At 66.6% G+C, this 12,840-nt stretch carries 11 protein-coding genes; 6 read left to right on the forward strand and 5 right to left on the reverse strand.

The genetic code is table 11. From position 1 onward, the window contains the following. The first annotated feature begins 3 nt into the window (after positions 1-3). Positions 4-927 (forward strand): AEC family transporter, encoded by a 924-nt coding sequence (locus tag I6F21_RS34340; RefSeq protein ID WP_225140111.1) that lies wholly within the window; start codon positions 4-6, stop codon positions 925-927. A 128-nt stretch (positions 928-1,055) separates the two neighbouring features. Here the strand turns inward: I6F21_RS34340 and I6F21_RS34345 are convergent, their stop codons facing one another. Genes I6F21_RS34345 through I6F21_RS34360 form a run of 4 tightly spaced genes read right to left on the reverse strand, consistent with a single transcriptional unit; the run spans position 1,056 to position 5,624 of the window. After that, complete coding sequence (locus I6F21_RS34345; protein ID WP_225140112.1) at positions 1,056-1,820, reverse strand: type II CAAX endopeptidase family protein; 765 nt, start codon at positions 1,818-1,820, stop codon at positions 1,056-1,058. 23 nt (positions 1,821-1,843) lie between these two features. Beyond that, positions 1,844-3,487: an acyl-CoA dehydrogenase family protein gene (locus tag I6F21_RS34350; RefSeq protein ID WP_225140113.1), complete on the reverse strand. Its 1,644-nt coding sequence runs from the start codon at positions 3,485-3,487 to the stop codon at positions 1,844-1,846. Positions 3,488-3,507: 20 nt separating this feature from the next. Further along, a complete protein-coding gene (locus I6F21_RS34355; protein WP_225140114.1) occupies positions 3,508-4,281 on the reverse strand; it encodes a M15 family metallopeptidase in 774 nt (257 codons plus the stop codon). Next, positions 4,278-5,624, reverse strand: coding sequence for a caspase family protein (locus tag I6F21_RS34360; protein ID WP_225140115.1), 1,347 nt, complete (start codon positions 5,622-5,624; stop codon positions 4,278-4,280). The genes I6F21_RS34355 and I6F21_RS34360 overlap by 4 nt, the downstream gene beginning before the upstream one ends. A 226-nt stretch (positions 5,625-5,850) precedes the next feature. Between I6F21_RS34360 and I6F21_RS34365 the strand changes: the two genes are divergently transcribed. The 4 genes from I6F21_RS34365 (at position 5,851) to I6F21_RS34380 (ending at position 10,265) form a co-directional block, all read left to right on the forward strand. Further along, positions 5,851-6,798 (forward strand): aspartate carbamoyltransferase catalytic subunit, encoded by a 948-nt coding sequence (locus I6F21_RS34365; RefSeq protein ID WP_197952821.1) that lies wholly within the window; start codon positions 5,851-5,853, stop codon positions 6,796-6,798. A 5-nt stretch (positions 6,799-6,803) separates the two neighbouring features. After that, the gene (locus I6F21_RS34370) at positions 6,804-8,105 is read left to right on the forward strand and encodes a dihydroorotase (protein WP_225140157.1); all 1,302 of its coding nucleotides are present in this window, start codon (positions 6,804-6,806) and stop codon (positions 8,103-8,105) included. Positions 8,106-8,152: 47 nt separating this feature from the next. Beyond that, positions 8,153-8,749 carry a glycerol-3-phosphate 1-O-acyltransferase PlsY gene (gene plsY / locus I6F21_RS34375; RefSeq protein WP_225140116.1) on the forward strand — a complete coding sequence of 199 codons (597 nt, stop codon included), beginning with the start codon at positions 8,153-8,155 and terminating at the stop codon, positions 8,747-8,749. Between the two features lie 310 nt (positions 8,750-9,059). Next, complete coding sequence (locus I6F21_RS34380; RefSeq protein WP_225140117.1) at positions 9,060-10,265, forward strand: patatin-like phospholipase family protein; 1,206 nt, start codon at positions 9,060-9,062, stop codon at positions 10,263-10,265. Here the strand turns inward: I6F21_RS34380 and I6F21_RS34385 are convergent. Continuing rightward, positions 10,257-11,501 carry an amidase gene (locus I6F21_RS34385; RefSeq protein ID WP_225140118.1) on the reverse strand — a complete coding sequence of 415 codons (1,245 nt, stop codon included), beginning with the start codon at positions 11,499-11,501 and terminating at the stop codon, positions 10,257-10,259. The genes I6F21_RS34380 and I6F21_RS34385 overlap by 9 nt on opposite strands. 91 nt (positions 11,502-11,592) lie before the next feature. Between I6F21_RS34385 and dprA the strand changes: the two genes are divergently transcribed. Beyond that, positions 11,593-12,735 (forward strand): DNA-processing protein DprA, encoded by a 1,143-nt coding sequence (dprA, locus tag I6F21_RS34390; RefSeq protein ID WP_225140119.1) that lies wholly within the window; start codon positions 11,593-11,595, stop codon positions 12,733-12,735. The last annotated feature ends 105 nt before the right edge of the window (positions 12,736-12,840 follow it).

Below are 12,840 nucleotides of genomic sequence, written 5' to 3' on the forward strand. Positions count from 1 at the left end.
TCCATGGCCGTCGTCATCGCGGCGCTACTGCCGGTCTTCATCCTGATCGTGCTCGGCATCGTGCTGAAGCGCAGCCTGATGCGGCTCGACACGCAATGGCACGGGTTGGAGCAGCTGACCTATTTCGTGTTGTTTCCGATGCTGCTGATCCAGACCCTGGTAAAAGCCGACCTCTCCAAGGTGCCGGTCGCCGGCGTCGGCGGCGCGCTGCTGCTGTCGGCACTGGCGATGTCGCTGTTGTGCCTCGCGCTGCGCCCCGCCCTGTCGCGGCTCGGCATCGACGGCCCCGCCTTCACCTCGATCTTCCAGGGGGCGACGCGCTGGCAGACCTTCGTTGCGCTGTCGATCGCCGCCAATCTGTTTGGCGATGTCGGGCTGGCGCTCGCCTCCGTTGCGATGGTGGCCATCATCCCGCTCGTCAACGTGTTCAGCGTGTCGGTGCTCGCTCGTTACGCATCGCCGGAAAAGCAATCCGGCCGCGCCATCTTCATGACATTGGTGCGCAATCCCTTGATCTGGGCCTGCGTCATCGGCCTTACTGTCAATGTCACCCATCTGCCGCTGCCAAGGCTCTGGCACGAGGTTGCAGACGCGCTCGGCAGTTCCTCCCTCGCCATCGGCCTGCTCGTCACAGGCGCGGGACTGCATCTCGAAGGGCTCTTCCGTCCAAGCCTCGGCGCAGCCGTCGGTGTTGTTTTCAAGCTCTTGCTGATGCCCGCGCTCGCGATGGGTCTCGGTCTCTGGTTCGGGCTTTCCGGCAACAGCCTGGCGATCGTGGCGATCTGCTCGGCTGTGCCGACATCGTCCAGCGCCTATGTCCTCGCCCGCCAGATGGGCGGCGACGCCCCCCTGCTCGCGCAGATCATCACGCTGCAGACGATCTTTGCAGCCATTACGATGCCGATCGCGATCGGGTTGGCGGCCTAGCACTCGTCAATTCGAGCGCACCTCTCTCACCTCGTCATGCGAGGAGCTCTTGCGACGAAGCAATCCAGACTGCCGCGGCGGAGAGATTATGGATTGCTTCGCTGCGCTCGCAATGACGAAGTTGCGGCCTAGCTCCCCAGCCACATCGTCAGCACCACCGCGGTGAGATTGTTCAGCGCATGCAGCACGATCGTGAGCCACAGCGAGCCGGAGCGGTAGCGCATGTAGCCGAACCACAGGCCGATGGCAAAAACTTCGGCGAGGAAGTACATGTCGTACTGCAGATGGACGATTGTCCACACCAGCGACGACATCAGGATCGCGCCGGGTGCGCGCAGGAAGCTCGCCGACCAGCCACGATAGAGGAAGCCTCGCGCCAGAACCTCTTCCGACATCGGCGCCGCCACCGCGAATGCGGCCAGCAGCAGCAGCGCGGCGCCCTTGTCGCGGCCCGTTTTCAACAGATCGGTCATGAAGCCCGGCGTCGCCTCGCGGCCGAGGGCGCGCGACATCGTCTCCCAGAGCAGCACGATCAGGATGAGGCCGACGGCGCCGAACAGCAGCTGCTTCCAGGACGGCCAATGCAGCGCGAGATAATCGATGAACGAAGCTTTCTTGATGCGAATGGCGAGCCAGACGGCGGCCAGTGTCGCCGGCAAGCCCATGATGACCGAGAGCGCAAGCGTCTGGGGCTCGCGGCCGACGACCTGCAGCGAAGCGAGGTCCATGGGTAGACCACGCTGCGCCGCCAGCAGAAGGACGGCGCCGATCTGCCCGACGAACATCGCAACGAAGATGAAGAGGCCCCACAGCGCCGTGCCCCAAAACTTCCAGACACGCGGTGTCGCTGGCGTCGCGGTCAACGGCGGATGATCGGGATTGAGGGAGTGCATCGGGAGGCTTTCGTTTTGGAGGCTCACGGCAGCGCCCGCTCCAGCAGCGCGCGCACGGCGGCGCTGTCGAGCTCGACCGCGCCGTACATGCTGGCATGGTTCGTCGCGAGGCGGGTCGCGGCAAACAATTCGGCCTGGCGCGGCGACACGCCATTGAGCGCGGCCGTCGCGGCCAGCAATGCCAGCTTCTCGACCGCAAGCCGCGCGACGCGCTCGCCGTCGGCGCGCCGAAACGTCTTGCCGATGAAGCTGGCCGCCTCGCCCGCCCCCGGCAGCCCCTTGGTCTCGGCCGCCAGCGTTTGCAGCACCGCCGTCGCCGCCTCGCCCTCGCGCGAGAGCGCGCGGAGCACGTCGAGGCACATCACGTTGCCCGAGCCCTCCCAGATCGCGTTGACCGGCGACTCCCGATAGTGGCGCGCCAGAATGCCGTCCTCGACATAACCGTTGCCGCCGAGGCACTCCATCGCCTCAAACAGGAACGGCGGCGCGCTCTTGCAGGTCCAGTATTTGATCGCGGGCGTGAGCAGTCGCATATAAGTCGCCTCCGCCGCATCGTGCGGCGTGCGGTCGAAGGCACGGCAGAGCCGCATCACCAGCGCCGTGCTCGCCTCCACATGCAGCGCCATATCCGACAGCACGGCCTGCATCAGGGGCTGATCGGCCAGATGCTTCTGGAACACGCTGCGATGCCGGGCGTGGTGCAGTGCATGCGCAAGCCCCGAGCGCATCAGGCCGACGGAGGCGATCGCGCAATCCTGCCGCGTCAGCTGCACCATCTGGATGATGGTGCGGATGCCCTTGCCTTCCTCGCCGACCCTTTCGGCATAGGCGCCTGTGAATTCGACCTCGGACGAGGCATTGGAGCGGTTGCCGAGCTTGTCCTTCAGCCGCTGGAACTGGACGGCGTTGACCGATCCATCCGGCGCGAAGCGCGGCATGAAGAAACAGGTCAGCCCGCCGTCGGCCTGTGCCAGCACCAGGAACGCATCGCACATCGGCGCCGACATGAACCATTTGTGGCCGGTGATGCGATAGCCGTCCCCGTCGCGCACCGCACGCGTCATGTTGGCGCGCACGTCGGTGCCGCCCTGCTTCTCGGTCATGCCCATGCCGAGCGTCATGCCGCGTTTCTGCCACCACGGCGCAAAGCTCGGATCGTAGCTCTTGGTCGACAGCACCGGCATCACCCGCGCGAGCAAGTCGGGCTGCAGCGCCAGGGCACCGACGGAGGCGCGCGTCATCGTGATCGGGCAGAGATGGCCGGTCTCGACTTGCGCAGCCATGTAGAACTTTGCAGCGCGAATGACCTCAGCGCCATCGCCGGCCGGCTTGCCATCCGCGGTCCAGGTAGAATTGTGCACGCCGGCATGCGCACTGTGCGCCATCAGCTCGTGATAGGCGGGATGAAACTCGACCTGGTCGCGGCGATTGCCCTTGGCATCGAAGCTGCGCAGCTTCGGCGTGTTCTCGTTCGCAAGGCGCCCGCGATCGGCCATTGCCGCCGAGCCCCAATGCCGGCCGAACTCCGACAGTTCCCGCTCGGCCGCTGCGCCGCCATTGGCCCTGACCGCCTCGACCAGCGGCCGGTCCACGGCGAAAAGATCGACGTCCTCGAACGGCGGCGACTGGTTGAAGACCTCGTGGGTCGCAAATGTGGGCTGGGTCATTTTGCGTCCTCGGCGCGGAATCAGTTCCGTCGCGGCTGGATCGGGAAATCATAGGCCGCCCCGCCTGCCCCCGGCAGCGAAAAATGCCACCACTCCTTCGAATAGTTCACAAAGCCTTGCCTGGCCATCACAGCCACCAGCCGCTTGCGCCAGGCGCGCTGCTCCGGAGTGATCGATGGTGCCGCAGTGTGCCCCTTCGGGTCGGTACAGTCGTAGCCTGTGCCCATGTCGACGCTGCCCTCGGGCGCCCGCGCCTCGACCGGCGCCGTGCAATCCGCATAGGTCTTGGCTGGATCATATTTGGCAGAATTGTCCGCCCTGAGATCGACCAGCGTGAGATCGAGTGCCGCACCGGTCGAATGCTGCGAGCGGCTCGCAATGTAGCCGAGGCGGAACAGCTCGGTCTTGGGGATCTTCGGATTGTAGCGCCGCTCCGACGCCGTCTCGCGGCCGTTCTGCGACCACCTGACCATGTCGAGCGAGGCCCGCGCCGGCCGGTAGCAGTCGAACATCTTGAGCGAGAGATTTTGCGCTGCCAGCTCCTGCTGCACCGCTTTCAGCCGTAGCCCCACCTCGCGCTTCACCACGCACTCGCCGGCATCGTAGCCGGCGAGCGGACGGCCGACGAAATTGTTCGACGTGGCGTAACGGATGTCCTGGATGATGCTGGGATCGATGTCGCGCAGATAGACGAAGTCGCCGGGCAAGGTCTGCGCCCGCACGGGGGCGAGGAACGACAGCGCAAGCAGCACGACAAGCGCGGCGCGCGCCGCGGTTCCGGTCCTCGCGGTCATTGCATCGGATCCGAGTTGACCAGAAGCTTCGTGATCGCGGTGTCCGTATATTTGTTGCCGGCCCAGACATCGTCGATGACGAACTGCATCCAATGGGCCGACACCGGCGGCCGCAATGTCAGCAATTGCGCCGACAGCTTGTCGTCGAGAATGAAGGTCTGCGACTGGCCGCCCGAGAACAGCACGCGGATCTGGCGGACCCTGTTGTTCTTGGCGAAGATGTCGGGACTTTTCTGGTAGCCGTTCTGCACGTGGATCGACTTGACCCGCCGCACGGTTTCGAACTCGATGGTGATCCACTCGCCGATGCCGTTGCCGGATGCGCCCTCGACCCAGGCCGTCCCCGTCGAGGCGTCGAACAAATTCGCTGCGCCGTACGAATTGCCGAATTGCGGCTTCAGCATTGAGCTGACGCAATAGGTCTCGAAGCCGCTGCGGGCGCAGCTTTCGCCTGCCGCGGAGGGACGCGGCGGACGCATGGTGGCGCGCTCCGCGACAGCAGGCCTTGCCGGCGGCTTCACCAGCATGCCCGCCACTTTCGGCGCCCCGTTCGACGATTCCGCATTCCAGAGAAAGATACGCCCGCCGAGCGTCTGGTCGTAATAGGCGGGCGTCTGCTCGTGCGGTGCTGCTTGTCCTCCGGCATCCGTCGCCGTCAGCGCCAGCGCCGCCACGCGCTCGCGCACCTCGACCGCTAGGTCGCCGAGATGCAGCTCGGGCCGCTTAAGCTGCTCGACGAATATCCGCGTGAACACCGAATTGTGCGCCGTATCGTTGCTGCCGAGCTGGTCGAGCGCGGTCTGGCCGATGCCTGCGGAATAGAGCGAGAAGATCCCGCGCGCGGGCCGCGCGTCAGCAAGCCCCCGCGTGTTCCCGATCGAACGTCCCGCGGCGCGCGGAAACGGATTGTCACGGCAGGCATCGATGACAACGAAGGCGACCCGCACTGCCTTGGCCTGAAGCTCCGCAATCACGTCGGGCTCGGCGATCGAGGCCCCGCGCACCCGCGCCTCGGCGCCCTCGTTCACGGTGGGAACGTCGCTCGGCACGAGGTAGTTCACGCCTGAGATCGCAACGCCGTGTCCGGCATAGAACACGGCGGCGGTATCGCCCGGCTCGAGCCGCGAGGTGAAATCAGCGAGCCGGTCGATCATGCCCTGGCGACCGAGATTGGTCCCGAGCACGATGTCGAACCCGAGCGACCTCAGCGCGTCGGCCACGGTCGTTGCGTCATTGGCGGCCTTCTTCAATTGCCGGTCGGCCGGCAGGTTCGGATAGAGATCGTTGCCGATCACGAGTGCGACGCGTTTTTCGGCCCAAGCCGGTGTTGCAAGGCCAGCCATGCACGCGGTCGCGAGCGCAGCAACATTGCGCGCCAGTCGATTAAAATACCGCGTGCCCGTCATGATCCAGCCCGTGACGCAACGAATGTTGCGAGTCTAGCGCAAAGCGGCTGCCTCGAACACAGGCCGGCGGCGCCCGCCTCCGCCGCAAAGCGCCGTGGATAAGTCCGGCGACGGGATTTGAAGCTTGCTCCCCCCGCCGTCCGCCCCTATAGCTCTGCTTTTAATGACATCGAAATCGACCTTCGTCCTCGGCCACCGGCATTTGCTGGGCATCGAGGGCCTTTCCGCGGCCGACATCAGCGGCCTCCTCGACCTGTCCGAAGAATATGTCGAGCTCAACCGCCAGGTTGACAAGAAGCGCACCGTCCTGCGCGGACGGACGCAGGTGAACCTGTTCTTCGAGGCCTCCACCCGGACCCAATCCTCGTTCGAGCTCGCGGGCAAGCGGCTGGGCGCCGACGTCATGAACATGTCGGTGGCGTCCTCGTCGATCAAGAAGGGCGAGACACTGATCGACACCGCGATGACGCTCAATGCGATGCACCCGGACATCCTGGTGATGCGCCATCACGCCTCCGGCGCGGTGGAACTGCTGGCCCGCAAGGTCGACGGTTCCGTGATCAATGCCGGCGACGGCGCGCACGAGCATCCGACCCAGGCACTGCTCGACGCACTCACCATCCGCCGGAACAAGGGTCGGATCGAGGGGCTCGTGGTCGCGATCTGCGGCGACGTGCTGCATTCGCGAGTCGCCCGCTCCAACATCATCCTGCTCAACACCATGGGCGCCCGCGTCCGCGTCGTCGGGCCCTCCACGCTGCTGCCGCCGGGCATCGAGCGGATGGGCGTCGAGGTCGCGCGCGACATGCGCGAGGGTCTCAACGGCGCCGACATCGTCATGATGCTGCGGCTGCAGCGCGAGCGCATGAACGGCTCCTTCGTGCCGTCGTCGAGCGAATACTTCCATTATTTCGGGCTCGACCAGAAGAAGCTGGCTTACGCCAAGCCGGACGCGCTCGTGATGCATCCCGGCCCCATGAACCGCGGCGTCGAAATCGACACCGCGGTCGCCGACGGTGCGCAATCCCTGATCCGCGAGCAGGTGGAGATGGGCGTCGCCGTGCGCATGGCGGTGCTGGAAGCGCTCGCCCGTAACCTGCCGAACGCGTGATGCCGATGCTGACCGATCGCCGCCCCATCCTGCTGGCCAACGCCCGCGTCGTCGATCCCTCCAGGGATTTCGACGGGATCGGCGACGTCCTGATCGCCGACGGCAGCATCCGCGAGACCCGCCGCGGCATCGGCGCGGCCGGCGTCCCCGAGGGCACCGACATCGTCAATTGCGCCGGCAAGATCGTCGCACCCGGCCTGATCGACATGCGCGCCTTCGTCGGCGAGCCCGGCTTCAGCCATCGCGAGACCTTTGCCACCGCGAGCCAGGCGGCCGCGACCGGCGGCATCACCACCATCATCTGCCAGCCCGACACCTCGCCGGTGATCGACAATTCGGCGACGGTCGATTTCGTGATGCGCCGCGCCCGCGACACCGCGATCGTCAACATCCAGCCGATGGCCGCCCTCACCAAGGGCATGCACGGCCAGGAGATGACCGAGTTCGGCCTGCTCAAGGCCGCTGGCGCCGTCGCCTTCAGCGATGGCGCCAAAAGCGTGACCAATGCGCAGGTGATGCGCCGCGCGCTGACCTATGCGCGCGATTTCGACGCGCTGATCGTGCATTACACCGAAGATCCCGATCTCGTCGGCGAAGGCGTGATGAACGAGGGCGAGTTCGCCTCGCGGCTCGGCCTGGTGGGCATCCCGAATGCCGCCGAAGCCGTGATGCTGGAGCGCGATCTGCGCCTCGTCGCCCTCACCGGCGGCCGCTACCACGCGGCGTCGCTGACCTGCATCGATTCCCTCGACATCCTCCAGCGCGCCCGCGATGCCGGGCTCGCCGTCAGCGCCTCGGTCTCGATCAATCATCTGGCGCTGAACGAGAACGACATCGGTCCTTACCGTTCGTTCCTGAAGCTGTCGCCGCCGCTGCGCACCGAGGACGACCGCCGCGCCCTGGTGGCGGCGATCGGCTCCGGCCTGCTCGATGTCATCATGTCCGACCACAATCCGCAGGACGTCGAGGGCAAGCGCCTGCCGTTCGCGGAAGCCGCGCCCGGCGCCGTCGGGCTCGAGACCATGCTGCCGGCCGGCCTGCGGCTGGTGCACAATGGCGAGATCGAGCTGAAGACGCTGATCCGCGCGATGTCGACCCGCCCGGCCGAGCTGCTCGGCCTATCGGGCGGAACCCTGCGCGCCGGCAGCCCCGCGGATGTCATCGTGATCGACCCCGACGTGCCCTGGGTGGTCGATCCCGCCGACCTCAAGTCGCCCTGCAAGAACACCCCGTTCGACGAGGCCCGCTTTACAGGCCGGGTGGTGCGCACCATTGTCGGCGGACGAACGGTATATGAGCATGTCTGACGTGCGGCTTCGTTCGACGTGCAGAATGGGCCTTTGGAGATGCCGCCATGGCGCTTGAACCGTTTCTGCCGGTGGCCTTCGTCATCGGCTATCTCCTCGGCTCGATTCCGTTCGGGCTGATCCTGACCAGGCTCGCGGGCACCCAGGATATCCGTTCCATCGGCTCCGGCAGCATCGGCGCCACCAACGTGCTGCGCACCGGACGCAAGAGCCTTGCCGCGGGCACCCTGCTGTTCGACGCACTCAAGGGCACCGCGGCGGTGATGATCGCCGGCTCCATCGCAGGCCCCTATGCTGCAATGGTAGCCGGGCTCGGCGCTTTCCTCGGCCACCTCTTCCCGGTCTGGCTGAAGTTCAAAGGCGGCAAGGGCGTCGCGGTCTATATCGGCATCCTGCTGGGGTTGTTCTGGCCGGGCGCCGTCGTGTTCTGCCTGCTCTGGCTGGCGACCGCCTTCACCACCCGCTATTCCTCGCTCTCGGCGCTGGTGGCGGCATTCATCACGCCGATGTTCCTGTGGTGGTTCGGTCATCTCGCATTGTCGGCACTCGCCGCCGTGCTGACCCTGCTGTTGTTCTACGCGCATCGCGAGAACATCAAGCGCCTGCAAGCCGGCAAGGAAAGCCGGATCGGCGAGAAGGCCTAGAGCATGATCCGGAAAAGTGCGTAGCGGTTTTCCGAAAAGATCATGCTCAAACAATAACCTAAAGCGTGATGACGATTCCTAATCGCATCGCGCTTTAGAGCGTTTTCGAGCGAATTGGATTCCGGTTCGCGTCGCGACAACGCCTCAAACAAGAATTTGAGGTCGGAAAAAGTACGGATACCGCCGCACCCCTTCCGCATTATATGCCAAATCCTGTTCGCAATTCTCCTGCGAGTCACGGCAGGCTGTAGCGAACTGGTTCCATGCCTGTCATCCTGATACGGGAAACGGCGTTAGGCGGTTGCTCAGAATGAGCGAGAAGATTGTCGGCGTGAATGACGGGATCGGCTCGCTCGGTGCTTCCGGCACTGCAGCAAGCCGGCTGCTCTCGGCGACCAATATCTGGTCCGACGCGCCGTTGCCCGCGCCCGCTGCACGGCCAGCGCCGCAGCCGGAGCCTGCAGTCAAGCCTGACGCTCCGCTCGATGTCGCCGTCGCCAAGGCTGCACCGGTCGCGCCCGCGCGGGCGCGTTCCGAGCAATGGCCGCCGCGAAAGCTTTCGCTGGCGCTGCAGGGCGGCGGCACCTTTGCGGCCTTCACCTGGGGCGTGCTGGAGCGCCTGCTCGAAGAGACCTCCATCGAGATCGACACCGTCAGCGGCGCCAGCGCCGGCGCCATCAATGCGCTGCTCCTCGCTTGCGGCCTGGCCGAAGGCGGCCGTGAAGGCGCACGCTCCCGGCTGAACCGGTTCTGGGTCCGGCTGATGCACGAGGCCTCGTTCCGCTCACTGATGCTGATCGGCGGCTTTTCGCCGGCGGGAAGCTCGGTCGCGTTCGGCCCGACCCTGCGCTCCGGCCAGTTCGATCCGTTCGACCTCGATCCGCTGCGGCAGGCGGTCTCCCGCGACATCAATTTTTCCGTCCTGCGCCATGCGCGCTGCCCGAAGCTGCTGATCGCGGCGACGCGGATCCGCGACGGGCAGCAGCAGATTTTCGGCAACGAGGCCATCACCGCCGACGTCGCGCTGGCCTCGACCTGCCCACCCCTCGTTCATTGCGCCGTCGAGATCGATGGCGAGGCCTATTGGGACGGCGGCTTCGGCGGCAATCCGCCGCTGCTGCGCCTGGTGCAGGACACGGCGGCAACGGATCTGCTGCTGGTCCAGGTCACGCCGACGCGCGACAGCTACGTGCCGATCACGCTCGCCGCGATCGATCGCCGGCTCGATCAGATCGCGGCCAACGCCGCGCTCAATGCCGAGATCGCCGCGATCGAATGGGCGCAGTCGCACATGGCCTCTCCGCTGCGGCTCACCAGGATTTCGGCCGAAGATACCGTCGACAGCCTGGCGCAGCGCTCATCCACCGATCTCGGCCGCGGCTTCATTCGCCTGCTACACCGGAGCGGTCGCGAAGCCGCCGAGCGCTGGCTCGGGCAAGGTGCGGGTGTGGGAGCCGGGGCAGCGCCCTCAGCGTCCGCTCGGGCCCTCGCTCCTTCCGAACCTGCGCTAGCCTGATTTCGCCAGCGCGTCCTCCAGGAACCAGGCCGTCGCGAGCGCGAGCGGATCGTTGCCGAAGCGTGCGATCACCTGCACGCCAACAGGCAGGCCGCCGACCTTGAGCACCGGCACGTTGACGCACGGATTGCCCATCAGCGTCCACAGCCGGTTGTAGCGGGGGTCGCCGGTGGTCGCGAGCTCCTTGGCCGGCGCGGTGCCGGGCGCGGAATAGGTCAGCAGCACGTCGAAGCCTTCGAACAATTCACTGAGCTCGCGGCGGCCGCGACGGCTGATGCGGCGCGCCTCGTCATAGTCTTTCGGCGTCAGCCCGACCGTCGCATCGAGACTGGCGCGCAGCATCGGCGCGATCTCGTCGTGACGTTCCAAAAACTCCCAGGCGAGCGCGCGATGCGCCTCATAATCCTGGATGATCGGATGGATGCGCCAGGCCTCCTGCACCGCCTCGGGCAGATCGATGGTTTGCACGCTGGCACCGGCGCGCTCCGCCGCCTTGATCGCAGCCTGCAGCCCCTCTTCGGCCGCCGGCTCCACGGCGCCCGCGAACTCCTGCCTGACCACGCCGATGCGCGGCGACTTCGCCGGGCTGATGCCGGAGAATTCCGTGCGCCCCGTCATCGCCAAGAGACCGCGCGCAAGATCCTCCGCCCGGGCGCCGAACAGGCCGACCGTGTCGAGCGCCCACGAATAGCACTTCACGCCGACCGTCGGCAGCATCCGGAACGACGGCTTGATCGCGGCCGTCCCGCAATAGGCCGCGGGCCGGATCACCGAGCCGCCGGTCTGGGTGCCCAGCGCCAGCGGGATCATGCCGGCGCCGACGGCTGCCGCCGAGCCCGAGGACGAGCCGCCGGGCGAATGAGCCGTATTGTGCGGATTGCGCGTCGGCGTCGGATCGCGCGAGGCAAACGCGGTCGTGGTGGTCTTGCCGATGATGGTGGCCCCGGCCCGCTTCAGCATCATCACCACAGGCGCATCGCTGCGCGGCTGCCAACCGCTATAGATCTCCGAGCCCATCTCGGTCGGCATGTTGGCGGTGTCGATGATGTCCTTGATGCCGACGGCAACGCCGCGCAGCGGGCCCGAGGCTTGCCCCCTCGCGGATTTGTCGTGCCGGACGAAAGCCTGGACGTCCTTCTCCTTGGCCTCGATCGCCGCATGCGACTGGGAGATGGCGTCATCGGGCGAAAGCTTACCCGCTTCAATGCGGCGCTGGAGGTCGGCGAGTGAGATCATGGCAACATCCTTCTTATTGGCATCGCTTTTAGCATCGCAGCGAGGTCGTGCAAGCGCACGTCCCTGTTGCGCGACGCCCTCTGGTTGTTCCATGTTGTCCCTGCAAGGAGACGCCGTGGACGCCATCAACAGAAGCGTGGAGCTGACCGAGGCTGAGCGGATCGACCGCTTGCGGCTGATCCGTTCCGACAATGTCGGGCCGCGCACCTTTCGTTCGCTGGTCGATCATTTCGGCAGCCCGCGCGCCGCGCTGGAGCGGCTGCCTGATCTCGCCCGCCGCGGCGGCGCGGCGCGATCGGGGCGTATCTGCAGTGCGGACGAAGCGAAGGCCGAGCTCGCCGCGGGCCGCAAGTTCGGCATCGCCTGGCGCGCGCCCGGCGAGGACGGCTATCCGGCGCGGCTGGCGATGATCGACGATGCGCCGCCGCTGCTCGCCGTGCGCGGCGACACCAAGACCCTGATGCGGCCGATGATCGCGATCGTCGGCTCGCGCAACGCCTCCGGCGCCGGCCTGAAATTCGCCGGCCAGCTCGCGCGCGAGCTCGGCGAAGCCGGCTTCGTGGTCATCTCGGGCCTCGCCCGCGGCGTCGACCAGGCCGCGCATCGCACCAGCATCGAGAGCGGCACGATCGCCGTGCTCGCCGGCGGCCACGACTGCATCTATCCGCCCGAGCATGGCGACCTGCTCGCCGCGATCCTGGATCACGCTGGCGCTGCGATTTCCGAGATGCCGCTGGGCCACGAGCCCCGCGCCCGCGACTTTCCCCGTCGCAACCGCCTGATCTCGGGCGCTTCGCTCGGCGTCGTCGTGGTCGAGGCGGCGCACCGCTCGGGCTCGCTGATCACCGCGCGCATGGCGGCCGAACAGGGCCGCGAGGTGTTCGCCGTCCCGGGCTCGCCGCTCGATCCGCGCGCCGCCGGCACCAACGACCTGATCAAGCAGGGCGCAACGCTCGTCACCGAAGCCGCCGACATCGTCAACGCGGTTCAGCCGATCATGGAGCGGCCGCTGATGCACCCCGCGGGCGAGCCCGACAGCGAGCCGTTCGAAAGCGATCCGCAAAGCCATGACCGCGACCAGATCACCGCCCTGCTCGGCCCTGCGCCTATCTCGATCGACGACCTCGTCCGGATGTCCGGCGCCTCGCCCGCGATCGTGCGCACCGTGCTGCTGGAGCTCGAACTCGCCGGCAAGCTCGAACGTCACGGCGGCGGATTGGTCTCGCTGCTGTAGGGCGACGAAATGAGCTCGAACTCTGACCCTCCCCTGGAGGGGGAGGGTCGGCTCACATTGAGCGCAGCGAAATGTGAGGCGGGGTGGGGTGACGGTCTCTCCGCC

It is taken from the genome of Bradyrhizobium sp. NBAIM03 (assembly GCF_020194055.1).
GTDB lineage: Bacteria > Pseudomonadota > Alphaproteobacteria > Rhizobiales > Xanthobacteraceae > Bradyrhizobium > Bradyrhizobium yuanmingense.

Coding starts and splice junctions, on each gene's coding strand:
- I6F21_RS34345 (WP_225140112.1), bottom strand. CDS start 1,820: ATGCACTCCCTCAATCCCGATCATCCGCCGTTGACCGCGACGCCAGCG.
- I6F21_RS34340 (WP_225140111.1), top strand. CDS start 4: ATGGCCGTCGTCATCGCGGCGCTACTGCCGGTCTTCATCCTGATCGTG.
- I6F21_RS34370 (WP_225140157.1), top strand. CDS start 6,804: ATGCTGACCGATCGCCGCCCCATCCTGCTGGCCAACGCCCGCGTCGTC.
- I6F21_RS34365 (WP_197952821.1), top strand. CDS start 5,851: ATGACATCGAAATCGACCTTCGTCCTCGGCCACCGGCATTTGCTGGGC.
- I6F21_RS34385 (WP_225140118.1), bottom strand. CDS start 11,501: ATGATCTCACTCGCCGACCTCCAGCGCCGCATTGAAGCGGGTAAGCTT.
- I6F21_RS34380 (WP_225140117.1), top strand. CDS start 9,060: ATGAGCGAGAAGATTGTCGGCGTGAATGACGGGATCGGCTCGCTCGGT.
- I6F21_RS34355 (WP_225140114.1), bottom strand. CDS start 4,281: ATGACCGCGAGGACCGGAACCGCGGCGCGCGCCGCGCTTGTCGTGCTG.
- I6F21_RS34360 (WP_225140115.1), bottom strand. CDS start 5,624: ATGGCTGGCCTTGCAACACCGGCTTGGGCCGAAAAACGCGTCGCACTC.
- plsY (WP_225140116.1), top strand. CDS start 8,153: ATGGCGCTTGAACCGTTTCTGCCGGTGGCCTTCGTCATCGGCTATCTC.
- I6F21_RS34350 (WP_225140113.1), bottom strand. CDS start 3,487: ATGACCCAGCCCACATTTGCGACCCACGAGGTCTTCAACCAGTCGCCG.
- dprA (WP_225140119.1), top strand. CDS start 11,593: ATGTTGTCCCTGCAAGGAGACGCCGTGGACGCCATCAACAGAAGCGTG.